The sequence below is a fragment of the Primorskyibacter sedentarius genome (assembly GCF_004342065.1).
GTDB classification, from domain to species: domain Bacteria; phylum Pseudomonadota; class Alphaproteobacteria; order Rhodobacterales; family Rhodobacteraceae; genus Primorskyibacter; species Primorskyibacter sedentarius.
Genome location: NZ_SLZU01000003.1, coordinates 200843 through 222455, shown reverse-complemented (window position 1 = coordinate 222455; position 21613 = coordinate 200843). Strand labels below are relative to the sequence as shown.

Annotated in this window: 21 protein-coding genes and 1 pseudogene; 8 read left to right on the top strand and 14 right to left on the bottom strand. The window is 62.8% G+C overall.

The annotated features are described in order from the left end of the window. Positions 1-5: 5 nt before the first annotated feature. The 3 genes from tcuB to EDD52_RS07275 are packed head-to-tail and all read right to left on the bottom strand — an operon-like array spanning position 6 to position 3160. Positions 6-1079: a tricarballylate utilization 4Fe-4S protein TcuB gene (tcuB, locus tag EDD52_RS07285; protein ID WP_132243365.1), complete on the bottom strand. Its 1074-nt coding sequence runs from the start codon at positions 1077-1079 to the stop codon at positions 6-8. Further along, positions 1069-2463, bottom strand: a complete 1395-nt coding sequence (gene tcuA / locus EDD52_RS07280; protein ID WP_132243363.1) for an FAD-dependent tricarballylate dehydrogenase TcuA — start codon at positions 2461-2463, stop codon at positions 1069-1071. The genes tcuB and tcuA overlap by 11 nt, the downstream gene beginning before the upstream one ends. 16 nt (positions 2464-2479) lie before the next feature. Next, positions 2480-3160 carry a GntR family transcriptional regulator gene (locus tag EDD52_RS07275; protein WP_132243361.1) on the bottom strand — a complete coding sequence of 227 codons (681 nt, stop codon included), beginning with the start codon at positions 3158-3160 and terminating at the stop codon, positions 2480-2482. Positions 3161-3236: 76 nt separating this feature from the next. Between EDD52_RS07275 and EDD52_RS07270 the strand changes: the two genes are divergently transcribed. Continuing rightward, positions 3237-4301 (top strand): AbrB family transcriptional regulator, encoded by a 1065-nt coding sequence (locus EDD52_RS07270; RefSeq protein WP_243651868.1) that lies wholly within the window; start codon positions 3237-3239, stop codon positions 4299-4301. On the opposite strand, the gene EDD52_RS07265 is transcribed toward EDD52_RS07270, so the two are convergent. The 6 genes from EDD52_RS07265 to EDD52_RS07245 form a co-directional block, all read right to left on the bottom strand. Beyond that, a complete protein-coding gene (locus EDD52_RS07265; RefSeq protein ID WP_132243357.1) occupies positions 4270-5250 on the bottom strand; it encodes a D-2-hydroxyacid dehydrogenase family protein in 981 nt (326 codons plus the stop codon). The two genes, EDD52_RS07270 and EDD52_RS07265, sit on opposite strands and share 32 nt — an antisense overlap. 3 nt (positions 5251-5253) lie before the next feature. Further along, positions 5254-5415, bottom strand: a complete 162-nt coding sequence (locus EDD52_RS23615) for a hypothetical protein (protein ID WP_165907475.1) — start codon at positions 5413-5415, stop codon at positions 5254-5256. 12 nt (positions 5416-5427) lie between these two features. Beyond that, positions 5428-6243: a universal stress protein gene (locus EDD52_RS07260; protein ID WP_132243355.1), complete on the bottom strand. Its 816-nt coding sequence runs from the start codon at positions 6241-6243 to the stop codon at positions 5428-5430. Between the two features lies 1 nt (position 6244). Beyond that, positions 6245-7333 carry a 4-oxalomesaconate tautomerase gene (locus EDD52_RS07255; protein ID WP_132243353.1) on the bottom strand — a complete coding sequence of 363 codons (1089 nt, stop codon included), beginning with the start codon at positions 7331-7333 and terminating at the stop codon, positions 6245-6247. A gap of 11 nt (positions 7334-7344) precedes the next feature. After that, the gene (locus tag EDD52_RS07250) at positions 7345-9375 is read right to left on the bottom strand and encodes a tripartite tricarboxylate transporter permease (RefSeq protein ID WP_132243351.1); all 2031 of its coding nucleotides are present in this window, start codon (positions 9373-9375) and stop codon (positions 7345-7347) included. 69 nt (positions 9376-9444) lie between these two features. After that, complete coding sequence (locus tag EDD52_RS07245) at positions 9445-10527, bottom strand: type 2 periplasmic-binding domain-containing protein (protein ID WP_132243349.1); 1083 nt, start codon at positions 10525-10527, stop codon at positions 9445-9447. A gap of 155 nt (positions 10528-10682) precedes the next feature. Between EDD52_RS07245 and EDD52_RS07240 the strand changes: the two genes are divergently transcribed. Both EDD52_RS07240 and EDD52_RS07235 read left to right on the top strand, forming a co-directional pair. After that, a complete protein-coding gene (locus tag EDD52_RS07240; protein WP_132243347.1) occupies positions 10683-11354 on the top strand; it encodes a response regulator transcription factor in 672 nt (223 codons plus the stop codon). Then, the gene (locus EDD52_RS07235) at positions 11351-12739 is read left to right on the top strand and encodes a sensor histidine kinase (protein WP_132243345.1); all 1389 of its coding nucleotides are present in this window, start codon (positions 11351-11353) and stop codon (positions 12737-12739) included. The genes EDD52_RS07240 and EDD52_RS07235 overlap by 4 nt, the downstream gene beginning before the upstream one ends. A gap of 238 nt (positions 12740-12977) precedes the next feature. Here EDD52_RS07235 and EDD52_RS23940 read toward each other — a convergent pair whose 3' ends face one another. From EDD52_RS23940 to EDD52_RS07215, 5 genes and pseudogenes are all read right to left on the bottom strand, one after another. Continuing rightward, on the bottom strand, positions 12978-13166 hold the full coding sequence (locus EDD52_RS23940) for a hypothetical protein (protein WP_243651867.1): 189 nt from the start codon (positions 13164-13166) through the stop codon (positions 12978-12980). Positions 13167-13195: 29 nt separating this feature from the next. Beyond that, positions 13196-13360: pseudogene (locus EDD52_RS24355) on the bottom strand (hypothetical protein); the annotation flags it as partial. Between the two features lie 51 nt (positions 13361-13411). Continuing rightward, positions 13412-13636 (bottom strand): hypothetical protein, encoded by a 225-nt coding sequence (locus tag EDD52_RS07225; RefSeq protein WP_132243341.1) that lies wholly within the window; start codon positions 13634-13636, stop codon positions 13412-13414. Between the two features lie 142 nt (positions 13637-13778). After that, complete coding sequence (locus tag EDD52_RS07220) at positions 13779-14672, bottom strand: phosphotransferase (RefSeq protein ID WP_132243339.1); 894 nt, start codon at positions 14670-14672, stop codon at positions 13779-13781. Between the two features lie 114 nt (positions 14673-14786). Beyond that, positions 14787-15980, bottom strand: coding sequence for a BaiN/RdsA family NAD(P)/FAD-dependent oxidoreductase (locus EDD52_RS07215; RefSeq protein ID WP_132243337.1), 1194 nt, complete (start codon positions 15978-15980; stop codon positions 14787-14789). Positions 15981-16217: 237 nt separating this feature from the next. Here EDD52_RS07215 and ftsW point away from each other — a divergent pair, with 237 nt between their 5' ends. The 5 genes from ftsW to murB all read left to right on the top strand — a co-directional run bounded on the left by ftsW (position 16218) and on the right by murB (position 21534). Next, on the top strand, positions 16218-17384 hold the full coding sequence (gene ftsW, locus EDD52_RS07210) for a putative lipid II flippase FtsW (RefSeq protein ID WP_132243335.1): 1167 nt from the start codon (positions 16218-16220) through the stop codon (positions 17382-17384). 112 nt (positions 17385-17496) lie between these two features. After that, positions 17497-18594, top strand: coding sequence for an undecaprenyldiphospho-muramoylpentapeptide beta-N-acetylglucosaminyltransferase (murG, locus tag EDD52_RS07205; RefSeq protein ID WP_132243333.1), 1098 nt, complete (start codon positions 17497-17499; stop codon positions 18592-18594). After that, entirely contained in the window at positions 18591-19991 is a 1401-nt protein-coding gene (gene murC, locus EDD52_RS07200; protein WP_132243331.1) for a UDP-N-acetylmuramate--L-alanine ligase, read from the top strand. The genes murG and murC overlap by 4 nt, the downstream gene beginning before the upstream one ends. 267 nt (positions 19992-20258) lie before the next feature. Next, a complete protein-coding gene (locus EDD52_RS07195; RefSeq protein WP_132243329.1) occupies positions 20259-20516 on the top strand; it encodes a DUF2484 family protein in 258 nt (85 codons plus the stop codon). Between the two features lie 88 nt (positions 20517-20604). After that, positions 20605-21534, top strand: a complete 930-nt coding sequence (gene murB, locus EDD52_RS07190) for a UDP-N-acetylmuramate dehydrogenase (RefSeq protein WP_132243327.1) — start codon at positions 20605-20607, stop codon at positions 21532-21534. Positions 21535-21613: the final 79 nt, after the last annotated feature.

The following is a 21613-nucleotide window of genomic DNA, read 5'->3' as shown; positions in this document are numbered from 1 at the left end:
TTGCGCTATGCAGCGTCCCCACGTTTGCGGGTCGCGTCGGCCACAAGGGCTGTCAGCCTGTAGAAACCATGCGCCATCTTGGTGAATGGGGTCAGCAGGAAGAACGCCAGTACGGCGCCCAGATGCAGAACCAGAATTGCGGGCATCATCGCTGTCTGACCAAGGGCGTAAAGCAGCAGCCCGCTCAAGCCCACAAATCCCAGAAGACCGATAGACCCGACCTCTCCGCCCCAGGCGTGAACCGCACCCAGCGCAGGGTCAGAGCGCAACTTCAGCCGGATCATCTCGACGCACCCGATAACAAGCAGAAGCCCCCCGGAAATCCCAAGGATCTTGGGCAGCGAGAACAGGCTGTAAGGCGCGGGCATGGCAAAGAAATAATGCATCAGCGTCGCAACACTGGTCGAGGCAAAGCACAGCAGGAACCCGTACATCACGGCCTGATGAACCATCCGCCGCGCGTTCGAGAACCGGTCCTCATCTTCGAAATTGCACCCGTCCCCGTGGCCACCGTCAAGGTTTCGCATCGTGGCAGCGGCGCGAAAACCGGCGACCACATCTGCCAGGGTGGGGCGCCCGGCATCAATGGCCCGCCAATAACGACGCAAGCTGACGGCGATGCTGGCAAGAGGGAACAGGAATGCCGGCAGGAAGATCGCGACCATCGCGTTATGCGACAGCACCGCATAAAACCCTTCGCCCCCCGCAGAGGCAAGCGCACGCGCGGCCCAGAAGAGCAGCGCAAAGCCCACCACGGTTGCCAGTGCGATCATGACGCCGTTTTTCTGGAACGCCCGCGCTGCGGACTGCGGGAATGCGAACTCCTCCCAGCTGTCCTGCCGGACATTTGCCAAAGCCTGCGGCAGGTTGAGGTCAAATTCATGCGGCGCGGTGTATTGGCAGGCGTAATAGCAGCCCCGGCAGTTGTGACACAGGTTGGCAAGCTGCGTGAGATCGCCGTCGCTGAAGGCGCGTTCAGCATGCAGCGCGGGAAAAACCGAACAATATCCTTCGCAATAGCGGCAGGCATTGCAGATTTCGGCCTGACGCCGCGCTTCGTTGAGGAAATCAGTTTGCATGGGCGGCGGCCTCCTTGCCTGCGATGCGGCCAAAGACCGTGCCGATTGTCATGCCGAACCCGGCCAGATATCCCTGACCAAGGATCGATCCCGCCATGGTCTCGCCCGCGGCCCAAAGGTTGGTGATGGGTTGGTTGCCGACGGAACATTGCGCGTTTTCGTCCACTTTCAGCCCCAGATAGGTGAAGGTAACGCCGGTGCGCAGCGAATAGCCGTAAAAGGGCGGTTCGGTGATGGGGCGCGCCCAGTTGGTCTTGGGCGGTGTGATGCCAGTGGTGCTGACGCCGTCCAGTTCGGTGGGGTGAAAGCCCGACGTGTCACCGCAGGCGGCGTTGAAGTCGTCAACGGTTGCGCGCAGACGATCCGGGGGCAGCCCCATCTGCCCGGCCAGCCCTTCCAGCGTGTCGGCCTTGATGGGCAGAAAGACCGAAGGCATGAACAATTCCAGCGACTTGGCATCGATGATGACATAGCCGACCTGATCGGGCTGCGCGGCCACGAGCCGCCCCCAGATGGCGTAGCGCTTGGGCCAGACATCCTCGCCCTCGTCATAGAATCGCTCGGCATTCTTGTTCACAACGATGGAGAAGGGCACGCAGTCCAGCCGGGTGACGATGCCGCCATCGTATTTCGGCGCCCGCCCGTCAATCGCGACGGCGTGGCATTGCTTGGGGTCGCCCACCTGCTCGACACCCTGATCCAGCAGATCCGCCAGGACGATGCCGCGATTATAGGGCGTGCCACGGATCAGAAAGTTCTTTGCCGCAGGCCCCCATGCACGCGCGAGCCAATCCGTGTCGGCCTGAAAACCACCCGACGCAACGACCACGGATTTCGGGATGATCCGCCGTGTCTGGCCGTCTTGCGTGTAGTCGATATGTCCAATCCGGTCGCCATCCATTTCCAGATGCGTGACCGCCGCTTCGTATTCGACATGCACGCCAAGCCTGTCAGCGGTGCGGTAATAGGCGTTCACCAACCCCTTGCCGCCGCCCAGAAAAAAGGCGTTGGTTCGGGCCAGCGAGAGCGTTCCCGACAATGATGGCTGGAACCGCACACCATGGTCCTGCATCCAGGGCAGGCATTCCTCGGACGACCGGATCGCCAGCCGCGCCAAGGCCACATCCGTCTTGCCATCCGTCACCTTCATCAGATCGGCGAGGTATTCTTCCTCGGTGTAGCTGTCGACAAGCGGCCCGAGCGGGCCGTGATGCATGCAGCGGAAGTTGCGGGTGTGGCGGGAATTGCCACCCCGGTAAGGTTTGGGCGCGGTCTCGAGGATGATGACGCGGGCGCCTGCCTCAGCTGCGGTCATGGCTGCGCAAAGGGCGGCATTGCCGCCGCCAATCACCGCCACATCCCATGTTTCGGGTGTCTTGCTCATGTCTGGGATGTCCTTCTTAACTGTCGTCCATGGCGCGGTCGCGGTCCCTGAACGCGCGGATGCGCAGGCGTTGCGAGGCTTCGATATGCGCCCGCATGGCCAGTTCGGCGGCATTGCCATCCCGGCTTTGCAGCGCGTCCAGAATACGTCGATGCTCGGCCACGGCCGCATCGGCGCGATCAGTGTCCGACAGCATCGTCGGGCCAAGGATCATGAGGGTTTTCTGAAGCGACAGCATGGACTTGCTAAGAAAACGGTTCTTCGCTGCATCCAGCAGAGTGGCATGAAATATCCGGTTGAGATGCGCGGCTTCGGCGCCGGTGCCGATCTCTGCCAGCGTGTCGTTGAGGGTGACGAGCTCCCCCAGTTCCACCTCTGACGCGGCCCTTGCGGCAAGACGGGCGGCGGTGCCTTCCAGCACAGCGCGCATCTCGTACAGCTCCATCACCTCGGCATAGTCCAGCTTGCGCAGGCTTGCGCCGTGGCGCGGCACATGGGTCACCAGCCCGTCCGATTCAAGCTGGCGGATGGCCTCGCGGATGGGCGTACGGCTGACACCAAGGCGCGCAGCGAGCTCTGTCTCGCGCAAGCGGTCGCCGGGCATCAGGTGGCCCGCGCGGATTTCGTCAAGCAGGCGCAGATAGGCCGTGTTTCCCTGCGGCCCGTCGTGAAGCTGTGGTTCTTCAGGGATGGTCATACGTCGCCTCTTGCATCTTGTATCCAGATGTATACAGTCGCGCACATGCCCCGTCAACGCCACGCGAGGTGACAACTTGCCGCTAAGCCGTATCCAGATTTCACCGACCCTCAGCCGCCTTCTGACCTTCGGGCTCGCCAGTGCGGGCGTGGGTGTTTTCGTACTGCTCGACCTGCCATTGCCGTTCCTGTTCGGCCCAATGGCCGCATGTCTGATCGCGGCACTGATGCATGCGCCGCTAAGAGGGTTCGGGCAGGTATCGGTGGGCGCGCGCACCATCCTTGGCGTGGCTGTCGGGGCGTCGATCACACCTGCGCTGTTTGCGCAGCTGCCCACGATGCTGGCGTCAATCGCGCTGATGCCGCTTTTCATCCTGATCATCGCGCTGTTCGGCGTGCCGTTCTTCCGCAGGATCTGGGGCTTTGATGCGCCCACGGCCTATTACGCGGCGATGCCCGGCGGGTTGCAGGACATGGTCATCTTCGGGACAGAGGCGGGTGGCGATACAAGAGCCTTGTCGCTGGTTCACGCCACGCGGGTGCTGATCATCATCACGCTGGCACCGATCTTCCTGACCCATCTCTATGGCGCAAGCCTGACCAACCCGATGGGGCCGCCCGCCACCGATATCCCGGTCGAGGAGTTGCTTCTGATGGTTGCTGCGGCGTCGATCGGCTGGAAGGTGGCAGAGCGCGTTGGCCTGTTCGGCGCGTCGATCCTTGGCCCGATGATCGTGGCCGCCGCCCTGTCGCTGAGCGACCTGATCCACATCCGCCCCCCGCGAGAGGCGATCATGGCAGCGCAGTTCCTGATCGGCTGCGGCATCGGCATTCACTTTGTCGGCGTCACCTTTGCAGAATTGCGGCGGGTGGTGGCGGCTGGCGTCACCTATGTCGTGCTGCTGGCGCTGCTGTCGGCCGCGTTCACGCTGACCGCCTCGCAACTGGGATTGGGAAACCCGGTCGAAATCTTTCTGGCCTTCGCCCCCGGTGGGCAGGCAGAGATGACGGTTCTGGCGATCGTGACCGGCGCGGATCTGGGTTTTGTCGTGACCCATCACCTGACACGGATCGTGCTGGTGATCCTGGGGGCACCCATCGCGGCGGGCCTTATCCGCCGCTGGTCAGGACCTCGGGATTGATCATGTGGATGGGTGCGCCCTCGGCATAGGCCTTCACCTGTTCGAAGATATCGGTGAATTGCAGGTCAAACTCGTCCTCGGTGACGAACCCGATATGCGGGGTGGCTATCAGGTTGGGATGCGCCAGCAAAGGATCGGACGGATCGGACATGGGTTCGGTGTCAAAGACATCAATCGCCGCCATTCCGGGCCGTCCGGTATTCAGAGCTGCCAGTAGCGCACCGGGTTCGATCAGCCCCGCCCGTGACGTGTTCACAAAGACGGCCCCCGGCTGCATGGCCGCGAAATCCGCCGCCGTGACGATGCCACGGGTGGCGGGCTTCAGCCGGACATGGATCGAGACGACATCGCTTTGCGCAAAGAATGCCTCCCGGCTTGCGGCGACGGTCTGCCCGTCGGCGGTTGCACGCGCGCGGCCTTCGTCGGAACTCCACCAGATCACATTCATCCCGAAGGCGCGGGCGTAGTCGGCCACCGCCCCGGCAATCCGGCCATAGCCATAAAGCCCGAGCGTTCGCCCCCGCAGCGTCTTGCCCACGCCCATCTGCCAGGTCCCCGCCTTGGCAGAGGCCATCTGTTGCGGGATCTGCCGCATGGCCGACAGGATCAGGCCAAAGGTCAGCTCTGCCGCCGCATAGGACGGTGTCCCGCCATGCATGTTGGAACACAGCAGCACGCCATTATCCGTGCAGGCGGGGACATCGACATGCGGATAGACGCTGCGTTGCGAGATCAGGCGCAGGTTCGGCAACCGCTCCAGCAGGCTGCGTGTCACCTTGGTGCGTTCGCGAAACAGCACCAGGGCTTCGGCATCTTGCAGCCGGTCGGCCAGTTTTGCCTCATCCGCGACATGATCTGTCCAGACCGTCACATCATGCCCGTCCAGCAGGCCGAAACACGGCAATCCGCGCAGCGTGTCAAACCAATCGTCAAGGATATGGACCTTCATCGCTCAGCTCAGCCCGGATAGTGCGCGAAGCGCCTTGCAGACCCGTTGATGCAGGTCGTTCAGCACCGGATCCTGCCCTTTGTCGCGGGCAATCTGGTCACCCAGATCGGTGCGCAGGGTTTGCAGGTCGCGGATGGTTGCGCGCAACTGGTCATATTGGGTCATTGATCGTTAACCTCAGTGAGAAAGAAGCACAGGGATGCGGATGTCCTGAAGAACCTTGGCGGTGACCCCGCCCAGGAAATCCTCGCGGAATTTCGAATGCTCATAGGCCCCCATCACCAGCAGGGAAGGGTCGTTGCGCTCGCAGAAGGCCAGAATCGTTTCGGCCACGGGGTGAGAGTCCGGAAAGTTGTCATGCAGGGCCTCGACATCGTGACGGGCAAGATGGGTCATCAGATCCTCGATGGGGAAACCCGACTTTTTGCCAACGGTCAGCACGCTGACCCTGCCCTGCACTTCCAGAAGCCGCAGGCTGTCGGAAAGCGCACGGGCGGCGGAGCGTCCGCCATCCCATGCCAGCGCCGCGTGGCTGTGGCGCGCCTCGATATCGTACCCGTCGGGCACGACGATCACCGGGCGCCCGGACAAAAGCGCGATCCGGTCGGGATGCAGCGCGACATGTTCGTCATCCTCGTCCAGCTGTCGCCCGACAATGATCATGTCGTAGTAGCGCGCCGCTTCTGACAGGGTGGCGTCCACCTTGCCGGGATGGGATTGGAACGACAGGGCATCGCCAAGATCCAGCTCGTCCCGCAATGCCTCATAGCGCGCTTCGATCTCGTGCAGGATGCCGGCCTTGGCCTCGCTCAGCAGTTTGCGCGCTTCGCTGGGGATCCAGCGCGATCTGGTGTCGAACACGTCATGGGTGGAATGCGCCATCATCGCCGTCACATGCGCATCGCGCGCCCGCGCCATTGAGGCCGCATAGCGCAACGCCGCAATAGAGGCCTCGGACCCGTTGAAGGCGACCAGCAGGTTCATGATGGGCATGTCAGTTGCCTTTCCAGATGCGGGAGGGAACATAGATATGGCCGTCTGCCAGCTTGCGGGCCGTGCGCAGGAGGCCCGCGGAGTTCAGCGCGAAACCGTCGTCTGTGTTGAAATCGACCAGCACTTCGATCGTGCCGGAGGCATGTTCCAGCACCACGTTGGCCGGGCTTTGCGTCGGTCTTTCCAGCATCCCCTCTGCCACCGTGCCGGGGGTCAGCGCGCAGGAGGCAAGGCATTGCGATCCGGTGACCGCCATGCTGGGATGGGTGTTCCACGGCATGAAATAGCGCGTGGCGATGGTGCCGCCGTTGCGGGCAGGGGCCAGCAGGCCAAATTTGGGTGTGACCGATTTGGTCACATCCCCCATACCCATCAACGCGCCGGCTTGCAGCCGTATGGCCTCCATCCGGGCGAAGAAGCCCTTGTTGGCATCCAGCTCAGCGGCGCTTTCATGTCCCGTCAGGCCAAAATCAGAGGCGCGGGCGATGGCGATGGGCATGGCGACATCCATGCAGGTCACCTCTATCCCGTCGATCGTGTCGCGCAGGTTTCCGGTGGGCAGAAAGGCCCCGGTGGACGACCCGACCACGCCCATGAAGTTCAGCGCGATAGGAGCTGCCATGCCCGGAACCCCTGCGATTTCGGCGTCGCCTTCATAGGTCAGCTGACCGCCCGGGGTTTGCACCCGTGCCACGACGCTGGCGCCGGTATTGACGGCCCGGATTCGGATTTCGGTCTCGTCCCCTTGCGGTGTGACAAGACCCATCTCGATGGCGGCGGGGCCGACACCGGACAGGATATTGCCGCAGGTGGGTTTGAAATCGACCAGGCGGTCCTCGACCGAGACCTGAGCGAAGAAATAGTCGACATCGGCCCAGTCATCATCGGATTTCGACAGCATCGCGACCTTGGTCGTCACTGCCGCGCCGCCGCCGATCCCGTCGATATTCAGCGGATGGCCGGAACCGACCGCCGCGATCAGAACCTCGGCCAGCGTCTCAAGGTCCTCCGGCAGATCCTCCCGCCGGAAATAAGGCCCGCGGGACGTGCCACCACGCATGAAGAGGAAAGGGATACCGGTTTGTGACATGGTTCTCTCCGTCACTTCAGGGGCCAGGGAAGGTCAACGGCGTCCTGCAACAGTCCCGGTGGGAAGTCGCGGTTCAGGGCCCCCGCCATCAGACACATGAAGCCGATGCCAGCCACGGTCAGGATCATCGTCTTGCCCCAGCTTGCGCCCGCACGTACCCGCAGGAAAGAGATCAGGAAACCGACCAGCGCGATGATGAAACCCACCACGAAGGTCGCCGCGATCAGCCCGCCGAACCACGCCAGCGTGGACCACAGACCATAGGGCGCGTCGGCATCCTCCCCGGCGACTTCCTTGTCGGCGAAGATGCTGTCACCTTCGGTGCGCAGCATCATCTGGATCATCAGGATCACGCAGCAGAAAAGGGCGATGCCACCAACGACCAGCGGGATGATCTTGTCGGTCATGTTGTAGTTGGGGATCATGCCGGCATTTGTCAGGGCAAAGGCAAGGTAGCCCATGAGCACCAGCAAAAACACCACCGGCGCGCGTTTCGAGCCGGACTGAACATCGCCCTCGGCCATGATCGATTTGGCCTGACGGATACCCAGCACCACAGAGACCACAGTGATGATCAGCAGCACGATGACGATGGGGCTGAAGATGTAGTCGATCCCCTCGGCAAAGCTCTTGCGGAAGCGGAAGGACGCGATCTGGAAGGCCTGGTTGGTGAATTTCTCGACCGGGTTGGACAGAACGAAACCGATCAGGAAGGCCGGGCGCGACCAGTCGAACCGGCGCAGGAAGATGCCGATCAGGCCGATGGCAAACAGCGCCAGAAGATCCTCGAAGTTCTGTCCCGACTGGAAGGCTGCAAAGCTGATCAGCATGAACAGGAACGGCGCGAGATAGGTAAAGCGAATCGTGGTCAGCTTTGCGATCCCGCCGGATGCCGCGATGCACAGGATCGTGCCGACAACATTCGCCAGCGCCAGAAGCCAGACGATCGCATAGGTGATGTCGAGGTTGTCTTTCAACATGTTCGGGCCGACTTCGATCTCGCCAGAGCCCAGCAGGGCGACAGCCCCGATGAAGATCGCCATGGAGCCGGAACCGGGAATGCCGAACAGCAAAGTGGGGACCAGCCCGCCGCCTTCTTTCGCGTTGTTGGAGCTTTCCGGCCCGATCACGCCACGCACTTCGCCCTTGCCGAAGTTGGATTTGTCCTTGGTGGTCTGGACCGAATGGCCATAGGCGATCCAGTCGACGACCGATCCGCCGAGGCCCGGAATGACACCGACGATCACCCCGATGATCGAGCAGCGGATCGACAGCCAGATATTGGCGAACCAGTCCTTGACGCCTTCCATCCATCCGCCGCCCAGCTTTGCGCCCTGCGCGATGGACCGGTCCTGCCGCAGCAGCGATACGATTTCCGGGATGGCAAAGATGCCAAGGCCGACAATCACCAGTTTCAGGCCGTCGGTCAGGTAGGGGATATCATAGGTGGCCATGCGCAGGCTGCCGCCCGCATCCGCCTCGCCAATGGTGCCGATCATCAGGCCCAGACCTGCGGCGGCAACGCCCTTGAGAGGGATGCGCCCGGCCAGAACGGCCACCATGGAGAGGCCCAGAATGGTCATCATCAGCATTTCGGGCAGCCCGAAGGCCAGCACGATGGGCCGTGCGATCAGGATGAACACCGTCAGGAATGCAGCACCCACCAACCCACCGAAGAGCGATGAAGCAAAGGCCGCAGACAGCGCCCGCGCAGCTTGACCCTTTTTCGCCATGGGGAACCCGTCAAGCACCGTCGCCTGAGAGGCCGAAGAGCCGGGAATGCCCATCAGAACAGAGGCAAACGTGTCCGAGGTTGGCACCACCGCGACCATGCCGATCATCAGCGCAAGCCCCAGGACCGGGTCCATTCCGAACATGAACGGCAAAAGCAGTGAAAGGCCAGCGATCCCGCCAAGGCCGGGGAAGACACCCACGGCCAGCCCCATGACGACACCCAGCACCAGATAACCCAAAACCACAGGTTGCAATATCAGTGCCCATGCCTCGCCTAGCGACGGCAGGGCGGTCGCGATCATCTCCATCGCACCAGCCTCTCGTAAATGAATGAGGAAAATGCGGCCCCGGGTCTGCCGGGGCCGCGGTTATCAGGCTTATTTCAGCGAAACGCCGTAAGCTTCCTGCAACCAGTTCTGAACAAAGGTCTTGGCATCTTCCGAAACGGTGGTGCCTGTCGTGGTGGCCTTTGCAGCACCTTCGCCGACGAACATCGGGTATTTGCCGACCTGTTTGGCCGCAAGCTCTGCAAAGTCGGGGCGGCTGCGCACGGCCTCGAACGCCTTCACGTAGGTTTCGGTCACGTCATCCGGTGTGCCCGCCGGTAGGAAAGAGATCTTCTGGACCGGGAAGCCTGCCACGAAGAAGGCTTTCCACGCATCCCACTGTTCGCCCTCGGTCGCGCAGCCTTCGGTCGCTTCGCAGACTTCCTTGAAGGTCGGGATATCGGGGAAGGTCGGGTCGCGAACGATGTTGCCGTCCTCGTCCAGCGCGCCCCAGGTCATCATCGGAACGGCTTTGCCGTCATCCACCATCGCCTGCGAACCACCTAGATAGCCAGAGGATGTCTGGTAGTCGATCGTGGCTTCGCCGCGTTCGAACATCAGGCGGCCATCGCCGCGCCCCTTGATGCCAAAGACCGGCTCCACGCTCATACCCAGCATTTCCCATGCCAGCAGCGGCACGAGGTCAAGACGCGTGGCGCCCTGAGAGCCATAGATGAAGTCGGTATCTTTCAGCGCGTTGGCAGAGCCGTCGAACTTGGCGCCATCCTCGGTATTGAGGTAGGCAACGCCGCCGGTGCCCGATGCCATGACCGGGATCCAGTCGGCATATTCATACCGCACACGCGGATCGCCCAGCAGGTAGGGGAACTGCGTGGAACCGGACGTGCCGAACATCAGCGTGCCGTCCTCGTGTTCCTGTTCCTGGAACCAGTTGGCGCCCTTGGTCGAACCCGCGCCGGGCATGAATTTCACCACGACGGTGGGGTTGCCGGGCAGCTCTTCGGACAGAAGAGGGGCAAAGAAGTTGGCCCATTTGGCAGAGCCGCCGGTTTCGGAGAACGGGATCACCCATTCGATTGTCTTGCCGGAAAAGTCGACTTCGGCGGCAGCGGGCATGGTCATGCCTGCAGCGATCAGAGCAGAAGCGGCAACAGTGGTTGCGAGTTTACGCATGGTCCTGGTTTCCTCCCATGGACGTTGGTTTCAGGCCGGACAAAGGTCCAGCCCATTAAAGCAAGTTTTTTTGGGGAACGAATCCCTCCTCCAACGTCGGTAACCTGACGGTACAACCTTGCGTCAAACTTGCGCAACGTTACAAAGATTTTGCCATGCGTATCGCCATCATCGAAGACAACACCGCCCTGGCCAAGGGTATTGCCTACCGGCTGCGGGACCGGGGGCATTCGGTTGACCTGTTGCATGACGGGCTGGAGGCTAATGCATTTCTTGCCCAGGACAGCCCTGATCTGGTCGTGCTGGATATCAATCTGCCCGGGATGGGCGGGCTGGACGTCTTGCGGGCGATGCGGCGGCGCGGGGATGGCACGCCCGTCATCCTGCTGACCGCCCGCAGCGAAACCCAGCAAAGGGTCGAGGGGCTGGATGCGGGGGCGGACGACTATCTTACCAAGCCGTTTGAACTTGACGAGCTGGAGGCCCGCCTGCGGGCATTGTCGCGCCGCAAGAACCTCGTTTACGCCTCGCGCGAAATGCTGGGGAGGCTGGTTTTCGACCGCACCAGCAGGCAGGTGCTGGATGGCGATGCCGCGCTGAACATCCCACGCCGGGAAATCGCAACGCTGGAATGTCTGGTGGAAAGCCGTGGGCGCATCGTTTCCAAATCGCAGCTGACCGCGCATGTCTACGGCACCGGGGCCGATGTCGATGACACCGCGATAGAGCCGCATGTCTCGCGCCTGCGCCGCAGGGTTGAAGGCTATGGGGTACGGATCAGGACGGCGCGCGGGTTGGGCTACATGCTGGAAGTCGAGGGACAATGACCGCGCGCACGATGTCGTTGCGGTTGCAGCTTTTCGTGTTGATCGTCACGCCCTTGCTGGTGGCGTCCGTCCTGCTTGGGTTCTGGCGGTTCAATGTCGCGCAGACAACGGCAGAAGCGTTGTTCGACCGTGGTCTGCTGGCCGCCGCGCTTGCCATTTCGCGCGATGTCGAGATTTCGGAAGGCGATGCGCTGTCACCGCGCACCCGCGATCTGATCTCGGACGCCGGGGGCGGCGAGGTGTTCTACCACGTCACCGGGCCGGGTGGGATCTATGTCACCGGCTATGCCTATCCGCCTGCGCAATCCAATCCCGTTCAGGACGCGCCCCCGCAATACACTTTTGCCAGCTACCGGGGCGAAGAAGTGCGCGTCTTGCGCATGTCCGAAACCACCACGATCGGCAATCTGACCGGGGCGACCGTGGTGACGGTCTGGCAAAGGATGAGCGACCGCAGTGCCTTTGCCGCCGCCTTGGCGCGACGTGCGGCGGCCCTGATCGCCGCGCTGATGGCAACATTGGTGGTCGTGGTCTGGTTCGGGGTAGAGCTGGGCCTGCGTCCGCTGAAAGGGTTGCAGGACGCGATCCAGAAACGCTCGCCCAACGATCTTAGCCGCATACAACGCCCCGTTCCGGCCGAGGTTTCAGGCATCGTGGAGACGCTGAACCGGCTTTTTGGTCAGGTCGAACGCAATATTCAGGCGCATCAGGCCTTCATCTCTGACGCCGCGCACCAGCTTCGCAACCCGGCCTCGGCCCTGCTGTCGCTGGCAGAGACTCTGCCGGATGTGCAAGACCCTCAGGAACGCGGTAAACGCCAGCAAGAGTTGATCCGCGCTGCCCGGAAATCGGCGCGACTGGCCGAACAACTGCTGTCGATGGAACGATTGCGCTATGGCGAACAGGGTCTCGACACACCGTTCGAGCTTAACGACCTTGCCCAGACGGTCTGTGCCGATCTCGGCCCCGAGGTTTTGCGGCGTGATCTGGCATTCATCTTTGAGCCCTGCGCGCAAGATTTGCCTGTCCGTGGCGATCCGGTGCTGATGGGCGAGGCGGTCGGCAACCTGATCGACAACGCCTTGCGTCATGGCGGTGCGTCGCTCGGCAGGATTTCCGTCAGCACCGGGCTGCGGGATGGCAAGGCGCTGCTCAGCGTGTCTGACGATGGGTGCGGATTGCGGCCCGAGGCCTCTGAGCGCGCGTTCCAACGCTTTGGCCAGCTTTCGCCCAGTGATGGCAGCGGGCTGGGGCTTGCCATCGTGAAAGAGGTGGTGACCGCGCATGGCGGCAGCGTTTCGGTGGATCAGGTGGCGCAGGGAACACGCCTGACGCTGACGCTCCCGCTTGCCCAAAACGCCGAAGAACCAGCGACAGGCGCTTAGGCTGCCGCGGAGAATTTGCCAGACTTGCGACACTTGGAGGGAGCCCGTACCGCCAGTTCGAGCACTCGCTGCTGCTTCGCTAAACAAGGAGAAGCGGATGAGTTGGCAGGCCCGAAGCCAGTCGTCAGGCGGGGCTCCAGAGAAAGGCAGCTGCGGCGACCTCTCTGCCGGGGCGACCAAGGATGATGACCCGACCTGCATCGGCAGGGCACTGCCGTGCCGACAGCACGGCTGCAGCCTATGGCCCGGCGGCAGCCTTTGCGACGTCGATCAGCCTGCCGCGCAGATCGCCCTCAATGACGATGCTCAGCGCCGCCGGTGGCCTCGCCTGCGTTTGCACGGCATAAGCCGCCCCCGCGCAGGCCACCGCATCGAGGTTGAGCGGATAGTCCGGCTGCGCAAGAAACCGGAGCCGATAACGAGGCAAAGCGGATCCGGCGGCACGCATCCGCCCTGAAAGGTGTGATAGAGGCCTAGCCAATGCCCCACCTCATGAACCGCAGTTATGCCCAGATTGTAACTCGCGGTCGACCCGCCTGGCATGGTCCCGTCCAGCATGACCACACCGTCCATCTTTGGGGCGCCGTCCATGTGATGGGGGAAGGTGGCCCAGCCCGGAATGCTTCCCGCCGGTCGGGCTGTGTAGAAATTCAGACCCCTCGTTGGATCGCTTTACTGATGCTGCTGCTTGCACTGTCGCTCTGCCGCAGACATGTGTCCCATTGCAAAGAATGTGGCATTGTCGACCTCGGTCACGTTGTCTTCGTCATAGGTGAACCGCACCCCTGCGGCCGAGAACGCATCGTTCATCACCCGCATCTGCTCTACGCGCTGGCCCTGGCTGACCACGCCTTCATTGCCAGACAGGATGTGGATGAAACGCACCAGGATGGTCACGCTCTGCGCGGCCCTCTGGAGCCGGGGCCGCATCATGTCCGCGGGGCGTGGCGGCTGCGATGAAGGACATCGCGGTCGGCTTCGCAAATCTTATAGTGTCAAGGCGTGGCGGAAATGGCCCGAAGGCTTTGCCTTCAGGCCGTCACAGGGCGCGGGCTGCGCAGATCAGGGCCTGTTCCTCGCGGGCCTTGTCGCGGCGAAGTCGTGCGAACCGGGCGTGGCGGGCTGCTGCGGCCAGATAGGCCGCGCGTCGTACCTCTTCCACGGATTGCCCGAGCAGTCTGGCCGCGATCGCGGTGGTCTCTTCGAACATCTCAAGCTTGCTGTCATCGGTCAGCTGTTTTGGAAGAAGGCGGTAATATTCCGCCCCTTGCAAAGACCAGCCGACCCCGCCGAAATCGATTGCGACAGGTGTGTCGTCGTTGCGTTGGCGGATGTTCGAACTGTGCAGATCATTGTGAACCACGGCGCGGGGCTGGGACATGGCGTCGGACAATCCCCTGCGCAGTTGATCTGCGTGCAGACCCGTGCGCTGCGCCAGTTTCGCGACAAAAGCCGGTGTGGAGAGGCTCTCCATCCAGGTCAGCCTGTCCTTCGGGGCGACCTGGCCCAGCACACGCGTTGCGACGGCAGAGAAATCGCTGGCCAGAGTGGCGTAAACCTCCGGGCTGACCGGGCGGCATTCCTCGCCCACGAATTCCTGGAAAATGTGCAGGATCGGCCCACGTGTGGCGCAAAGCAGCACACGAGGATGGCTCGCACTTTCGCCCGCGCTAGCCAGAACCTTTGCCATGCGGAATTCGCGGGTGTTGGTGGTGATCTTCTGAAAAACCGAGATGCCGGCATAGTCGATACGGTAAAGACCAAGGTTCCCACGCCCTTCGGATGGCAGGCGATGCGCCTCGAACGCCCCGACTTCACGCACCCCTGCAAGGCCAAGCGCGCGGCGGCGCAGAATTGGCATCCTTTCGAACCGAAAGCCGCGTTGGGCGGAATAGAGCAGGGCGCCAAAGGCGTCGGTCGCGGTAGTTGGCATGGCTTGGCCTTTGAGGACAGTGGGTGACGACGACCTGCACAGAACAATGCCCCGCCGCCATGTAACGGGAGTGTAACAGTGACATGTCGGAAATGTAACTGCGCGACGCCGGTTTCAACCCTGGCGTAGCGTCTTTGCAATAGCCTGCCCGGCCGCCCAGCCCGAGGACCAGGCCCATTGGAAATTGTATCCGCCCAGCCAGCCTGTCACGTCGACGGCCTCGCCGATCACGTAAAGGCCGGGGACGTGCTTTGCTTCCATCGTGCGCGAGGACAGGGCCTGCGTGTCGATGCCGCCCAGCGTGACCTCTGCGGTTCTGTAACCTTCTGTGCCCGAAGGAGACAGGTGCCAGCCATGCAGGGTGGTGCAGATGTCCTGCAAACGCGCGTCGCCTTGATCGGCAAGATTGCCAGTCAGGCCAAGCGGCGCCGCAAGGTATTGCACGAGCTTGGCCGGAAGCACCCCGGCAAGCTCCGTCGTCAGGTTGCGCCCGCCATGACTTTGGCGCCGTTCCCGGAGGTGGTCGTAAAGGCGCAGCCCGGGGGAAAGATCAACCTCTATCTGCTGGCCTTCGCGCCAGAATGACGAGATCTGGAGCATCGCGGGCCCGGACAGACCACGATGGGTAAAGAGCATCGCCTCGTCAAAAGAGGCGCCATTGGCGGTGGCGCGCACGGGCAGGGCGGTGCCGGACAGCGCAGCAAAACGTTTTTCGGGGAAGGTGAAAGGCACCAGAGCCGGTCGGATGTCGGTCACCGGCAAGCCGAACTGGCGCGCCACATCATAGGCGAAGCCGGTCGCACCCATGCCCGGGATGGACTTGCCGCCCGTGGCAAGCACGACATTGCGCGCAAAGACGCGTCGGCGGTGGCCCTTGGCGGGAACAAGCGTCGCGGTAAAGCCATCTGGACCGCGCTCGATCCCCTCGACCGCTGTTTCCAGCCGCAGCTCTGCCCCTGCGTCAGAGGCTTCGCGCAGGAGCATGCTCACGATCTGGGTCGCACTGTCGTCGCAGAACAGCTGGCCAAGGGTCTTTTCGTGCCAGGCGATGCCATGGGCCTCGACCAGCGCGATAAAATCCCACTGCGTATACCGGCTAAGCGCGGATTTGCAGAAATGCGGGTTGGCGGACAGGAAATTTTCCGGACCGGCATGCAGATTGGTAAAGTTGCAGCGCCCACCCCCGGAAATGCGGATCTTTTCGCCCGGTTTCTTCGCATGATCGACGAGCAGCACGCGCCCATCCGCATGTGCGGCACACATCAGCCCGGCGGCACCCGCCCCTATGATCAGCGTATCAACATCCATCCGCTGGCCATATCCAGAGCGCCTGCAACAGGCAAGTGCGCGGTCGTCGCCTGAGACCGCCCTTGCCCTGTGCCCGACGGAAATGTTGAGTTTCTGGCCAGACCTTCCCGCGCTCGCCCAATCTGAATAGTTGACCAAGGGTGAACGTCTTTACACTGGCCCGGTTCGGAAAAATTCGCTACACTTGCGCTCAGACCCCGAAAAGGGGCGCTTATGAGGCAGTAGTGGCGGTGTTCCATGACGGAAATGGTGTATGGCGCGGTCCCCGTTCGCGACGGGGAGCCGGTTTTGCCAAAATGGTGGCGGACGGTCGACAGATGGTCGATGTCCTGCATTCTGATGCTCTTTGGCATGGGCATCCTTCTTGGGCTGGCGGCATCCCCGCCGCTTGCGGCCAAGAACGGGTTTGATCCGTTCCACTATGTGCAGCGGCAGGCGCTTTTTGGCGGGCTGGCACTGACGGCGATGTTCCTGACCTCCATGATGGCGCCACAACTGGTGCGCCGTCTGGCGGTTCTGGGCTTTCTGGGAGCCTTCGTAGCACTGGCGCTTCTTCCCGTGCTGGGGACCGATTTCGGCAAGGGGGCCGTGCGCTGGTATTCGCTTGGCTTCGCCAGTGTGCAGCCTTCGGAATTTCTCAAACCCGGTTTCGTAGTGGTGGCGGCGTGGATGATGGCCGCCTCGCAAGAGATCAACGGCCCGCCGGGGCGGCTGTGGTCCTTCGTCCTGACGGTGACAATCGTGCTGATGCTCGCGATGCAGCCCGATTTCGGGCAGGCATGCCTTGTGCTCTTTGGCTGGGGCGTGATGTATTTCGTGGCAGGCGCGCCCATGGTGCTGCTGGTGGGGATGGCCGGTCTGGTGGTTCTGGCAGGCACCTTCGCCTATAACAATTCCGAACATTTCGCCCGCCGCATCGACGGCTTTCTGAACCCCGATATCGATCCGACCACCCAGATGGGTTACGCGACCAACGCGATCCGCGAGGGCGGTTTCTTTGGCGTCGGCGTAGGCGAGGGTCAGGTAAAATGGTCTTTGCCCGACGCGCATACCGATTTCATCATCGCCGTGGCGGCAGAGGAATACGGGCTGGTTCTGGTGCTGTGCATCATCGCGCTTTACGCAACTGTCGTTGTACGGTCGATGGTGCGACTGATGCGCGAGCGTGACCCGTTCATCCGCCTTGCAGGCACGGGGCTGGCCTGCATGTTCGGCGTGCAGGCGATGATCAATATGGGCGTGGCCGTGCGGCTGCTGCCCGCCAAGGGCATGACATTGCCATTCGTCAGCTACGGTGGGTCTTCGCTGATTGCCGGCGGCATCGCGGTCGGCATGCTTCTGGCGTTCACCCGGACACGACCACAGGGCGAGATCGGTGATATCCTGCGGGGGCGATTGAGATGACCCCCGTGCTTTTCGGCCTGAGGGCCATGACCGCCGCATACCGGGACATTCCGGTCTGCGGCGCCCGAATTCTGCGCAGCTCGCGCAACTTCCAGATTGCAGAGGCCGCGACATGAGCCAGCCACTTCTCGTCATGGCCGCCGGAGGCACCGGCGGGCATATGTTCCCCGCACAGGCGCTGGCCGAAGCGATGCTGCGCCGCGGCTGGAGGGTGAAACTGTCCACCGATGCGCGCGGCGCGCGCTATACCGGTGGCTTCCCGCATACGGTCGAGATCGACCAGATATCCAGCGCCACATTCGCGCGGGGCGGTGTGCTGGCCAAGGGCGTGGTGCCATTCCGGATCGCCGGAGGGGTCGCCTCTGCCGTGGCGGGGATGGTCCGCGACAAGCCCGATGTCGTGGTGGGCTTTGGCGGCTACCCGTCCATTCCGGCCCTGTCTGCCGCGACTTTGCTGAAACGTCCGCGCATGATCCACGAACAGAACGGCGTGCTGGGTCGGGTCAACCAGATCTTTTCCAAACGCGTCGACGTGGTTGCCTGCGGAACATGGCCGACCCAACTGCCCGAGGGCGTGGAGGGCACCCATGTCGGCAATCCCGTCCGTGCCGCTGTCGCAGACAGGGCAGCCGCCGCCTATATCATGCCCGGTGACTACCCGATGTCGATCCTTGTGATCGGTGGCAGCCAGGGCGCGCGCATCCTTTCGGACGTCGTGCCGCCCGCCATCTCTCATTTGCCGATGGATGTGCTGCGCAGCCTGCGCGTCAGCCATCAGGCGCGTGAAGAGGATATCGAGCGGGTCGCCACCTATTACGCAGAGCATGGCATCGATGCCGATGTGCAGACCTTTTTCAACGACATCCCGCGCCGGATGTCCGAAGCGCAGCTGGTTATCAGCCGGGCGGGGGCGTCCTCGCTGGCGGATCTGACGGTGATTGGCCGCCCGTCGATCCTGATCCCCTATGCCGCTGCGGCCGCAGATCATCAGGCCGCCAATGCGCGCGGGCTGGTGGATGCCGGGGGCGCGATCATGCTGCCGGAATCGCGCATGACGGTCGAAGATCTGGCCGATCAGATCAAGCTCGTTCTGTCAGAACCGCAGGGCGCGTCGCAGATGGCGCGTGCGGCGTTGCAATTCGGGCGTCCCGACGCGACAGAGCGTCTTGTTTCAATGGTTGAAGAGTTAGCAGAAAAGGGCAGGTCATGAACGCTGCAGCCACCAAGCTTCCCGGCGATGTCGGGGCCATTCATTTCGTCGGCATCGGCGGGATCGGCATGTCCGGCATTGCCGAGGTTCTGCTGAACCTTGGCTACACCGTGCAAGGGTCCGACCTGAAGGCATCAAAGATCACCGACCGGCTGAAAGGTCTGGGGGCCGTGATCTTCGAAGGCCAGCGTGCCGAGAACCTTGAAGGTGCCGAGGTCGTCGTGATCTCCTCTGCGATCAAGCCCGGCAATCCGGAACTGGACGAGGCGCGCCGCAAGGGACTGCCCGTCGTGCGCCGTGCCGAGATGCTGGCAGAACTGATGCGCCTGAAATCCAACATTGCCGTCGCTGGCACGCACGGCAAGACGACGACCACCACGCTGGTCGCGGAACTGCTGGTGGCGGGTGGGATCGACCCCACGGTGGTAAATGGCGGGATCATCCACGCCTATGGCTCGAACGCCCGGATGGGGCAGGGCGAGTGGATGGTGGTCGAGGCCGACGAGAGCGACGGCACCTTCAACCGCCTGCCTGCGACCATCGCCATCGTCACCAATATCGACCCTGAGCATATGGAGCATTGGGGCGATTTCGATGCGCTGCGGCAGGGCTTTCTGGATTTCGTCTCGAACATTCCGTTCTACGGTCTGGCCGTCTGCAATACCGACCATGCCGAGGTTCAGGCGCTGGTTGGCAAGATCACCGATCGCCGTGTACTGACCTACGGGTTCAATGCCCAGGCCGACATCCGGGCGGTCAACCTGACCTACAAGGCAGGGGTGGCGCATTTCGATATCGCGCTTCAGGCCGAGGGGCAGGTGATCGACGGTTGCACGCTGCCAATGCCGGGGGATCACAACGTGTCAAATGCGCTGGCGGCCGTCGCCGTCTCGCGCCACCTTGGCATGAAGCGTGACGAAATCCGCACGGCGCTGGCCAGCTTCGGTGGCGTAAACCGCCGCTTTACCCGCGTGGGCGAGGTGAATGGCGTGGCGATCATCGACGACTACGGCCACCACCCGGTAGAGATCGCGGCGGTCCTAAAGGCCGCGCGGCAGGCCTGTGACGGTCGTGTGATCGCGGTCCATCAGCCACATCGCTACTCGCGCCTGCATTCGCTGTTCGATGATTTCTGCGCCTGCTTCAACGAGGCGGACGTGGTGGCCATCGCCGACGTCTACGCGGCTGGCGAAGACCCGATCGCAGGTGCGGGCCGCGACGATCTGGTGGCCGGTCTGATCCGCCACGGCCATCGCCACGCGCGCGCGCTGCAAAGCGAGGATGATCTGGAACGCCTCGTGCGGGAACAGACACAACCGGGCGACATGGTCGTCTGCCTTGGGGCAGGCACGATCAGCGCATGGGCCAACAACCTGCCCGCGCGGCTGGGAAAATGATCCTTGCCCCCCGGCAGGGCTTCTTCCGGGGGCGTAACGATACTTCAGGCCGAATGAACCCGTCCGGGGTCAGGCCGACAAAGAAGGCGCCGCGGCTGCCACTGCTGCGCTGGACCATGACAGGACCACCCGTGCTTTCCGGCATGAATGGTTCTGTCCAAGCTGATCGGTCGGCGCTGCCCGCGCTGGCTGGTTTCAACTCGATGCTTCGCGAAGACAATGGTCCGACAGGCCATCCGCTCGCAGGCAAACCGTGGAGTTCATGCGATGACGACATCGCTTATGCTTGTTGGTATCTGGGCTGTGGCAGCAAACCTGGCTGTCGTGGTGTCGGGTCGCGACGATCAATGGGGGCGCGTCTATGCGCTCATAGCCTCGGGCGTTCCGCTTCTGGGGCTTGTCACCTGGCAGAACGGCCCGTTGGTCGGGCTTATCGTGCTGGCCGCTGGAATGAGCGTCCTGCTCTGGCCTGTCGCCCCGCGCGGTCGCTGGATTGACCGCCTCTTTGGCCGGGTGGCGAAGTGACGGGCCTGACTGGCGCGTTTTGGGCGGCCACAGGGCTCTGCCCGTCCCGCCCCTTGCCCTTGCCGCACCGAATTTGTAGCAGGGCGGCATGACACACATGCTTCCTTCTCCGCGCGGCAGGTTGACCGCTGATCGTCCGCTTGCCGATCTGACCTGGCTGCGAGTCGGCGGCCCGGCCGACTGGCTGTTTCAGCCCGCCGATACCGAGGATCTGCGCGATTTCCTGCGTGACCTCGCGCCGGATGTGGCGGTTTTTCCGATGGGTGTGGGCAGCAACCTGATCGTGCGGGACGGCGGTTTGCGGGCCGTCGTGATCCGCATGGGGCGCGGTTTCAACTCCATCACGGTCGAGGGCAATCGCGTGACGGCAGGGGCGGCGGCGCTGGATGCGCATGTCGCCAGACGCGCGGCAGAGGCGGGCGTGGATCTGACCTTTCTGCGCACCATCCCGGGTGCCGTCGGTGGGGCGGTGCGGATGAATGCCGGGTGCTACGGGTCCTACGTGGCCGATCATTTCATCGAGGTGCAGGCCGTGACGCGCGCCGGAGAGGTGATCACGCTGCACCGGGATGATCTCAACTTTCGCTACCGCCAGTCCGACCTGCCTGAAGGCTGCGTCCTGACACAGGCCGTTTTCGAGGGCGCGCCGGGGGATCCCGAACAGCTGGCCGCAAAGATGGATGCCCAGCTGAAAAAGCGCGACGAGACACAGCCCACCAAGGATCGCACCGCAGGCAGCACCTTTCGCAACCCAGCTGGCTTTTCCAGCACCGGGCGGGCCGATGACAGCCATGAGCTCAAGGCATGGAAGGTGATTGATGATGCGGGCATGCGCGGGGCCACGCTTGGCGGCGCACAAATGAGCCCCATGCACTCCAACTTTCTGGTCAATACAGGAGGTGCGACAGCCGCAGATCTGGAAGGTCTGGGAGAGCAAGTGCGAAAAAAGGTTTTCCAACACAGTGGAATAGAGCTACAGTGGGAAATCATGCGAGTGGGTGAACCCGCCGCAGAATAAACGCCGGAAAAACGGCGAGAGATGACATGGCCACAGGCAGGCCGTGACAATAACAAGGGCCAAAGGCCCGGTAAAATCG

Coding starts and splice junctions, on each gene's coding strand:
- EDD52_RS07260 (WP_132243355.1), bottom strand. CDS start 6,243: ATGCCCATCATGAACCTGCTGGTCGCCTTCAACGGGTCCGAGGCCTCT.
- EDD52_RS07220 (WP_132243339.1), bottom strand. CDS start 14,672: ATGCCAACTACCGCGACCGACGCCTTTGGCGCCCTGCTCTATTCCGCC.
- tcuA (WP_132243363.1), bottom strand. CDS start 2,463: ATGAGCAAGACACCCGAAACATGGGATGTGGCGGTGATTGGCGGCGGC.
- murG (WP_132243333.1), top strand. CDS start 17,497: ATGAGCCAGCCACTTCTCGTCATGGCCGCCGGAGGCACCGGCGGGCAT.
- EDD52_RS07235 (WP_132243345.1), top strand. CDS start 11,351: ATGACCGCGCGCACGATGTCGTTGCGGTTGCAGCTTTTCGTGTTGATC.
- EDD52_RS23615 (WP_165907475.1), bottom strand. CDS start 5,415: ATGACCCAATATGACCAGTTGCGCGCAACCATCCGCGACCTGCAAACC.
- murC (WP_132243331.1), top strand. CDS start 18,591: ATGAACGCTGCAGCCACCAAGCTTCCCGGCGATGTCGGGGCCATTCAT.
- murB (WP_132243327.1), top strand. CDS start 20,605: ATGACACACATGCTTCCTTCTCCGCGCGGCAGGTTGACCGCTGATCGT.
- tcuB (WP_132243365.1), bottom strand. CDS start 1,079: ATGCAAACTGATTTCCTCAACGAAGCGCGGCGTCAGGCCGAAATCTGC.
- ftsW (WP_132243335.1), top strand. CDS start 16,218: ATGACGGAAATGGTGTATGGCGCGGTCCCCGTTCGCGACGGGGAGCCG.
- EDD52_RS07240 (WP_132243347.1), top strand. CDS start 10,683: ATGCGTATCGCCATCATCGAAGACAACACCGCCCTGGCCAAGGGTATT.
- EDD52_RS07275 (WP_132243361.1), bottom strand. CDS start 3,160: ATGACCATCCCTGAAGAACCACAGCTTCACGACGGGCCGCAGGGAAAC.
- EDD52_RS07195 (WP_132243329.1), top strand. CDS start 20,259: ATGACGACATCGCTTATGCTTGTTGGTATCTGGGCTGTGGCAGCAAAC.
- EDD52_RS07250 (WP_132243351.1), bottom strand. CDS start 9,375: ATGGAGATGATCGCGACCGCCCTGCCGTCGCTAGGCGAGGCATGGGCA.
- EDD52_RS07215 (WP_132243337.1), bottom strand. CDS start 15,980: ATGGATGTTGATACGCTGATCATAGGGGCGGGTGCCGCCGGGCTGATG.
- EDD52_RS07245 (WP_132243349.1), bottom strand. CDS start 10,527: ATGCGTAAACTCGCAACCACTGTTGCCGCTTCTGCTCTGATCGCTGCA.
- EDD52_RS07265 (WP_132243357.1), bottom strand. CDS start 5,250: ATGAAGGTCCATATCCTTGACGATTGGTTTGACACGCTGCGCGGATTG.
- EDD52_RS07255 (WP_132243353.1), bottom strand. CDS start 7,333: ATGTCACAAACCGGTATCCCTTTCCTCTTCATGCGTGGTGGCACGTCC.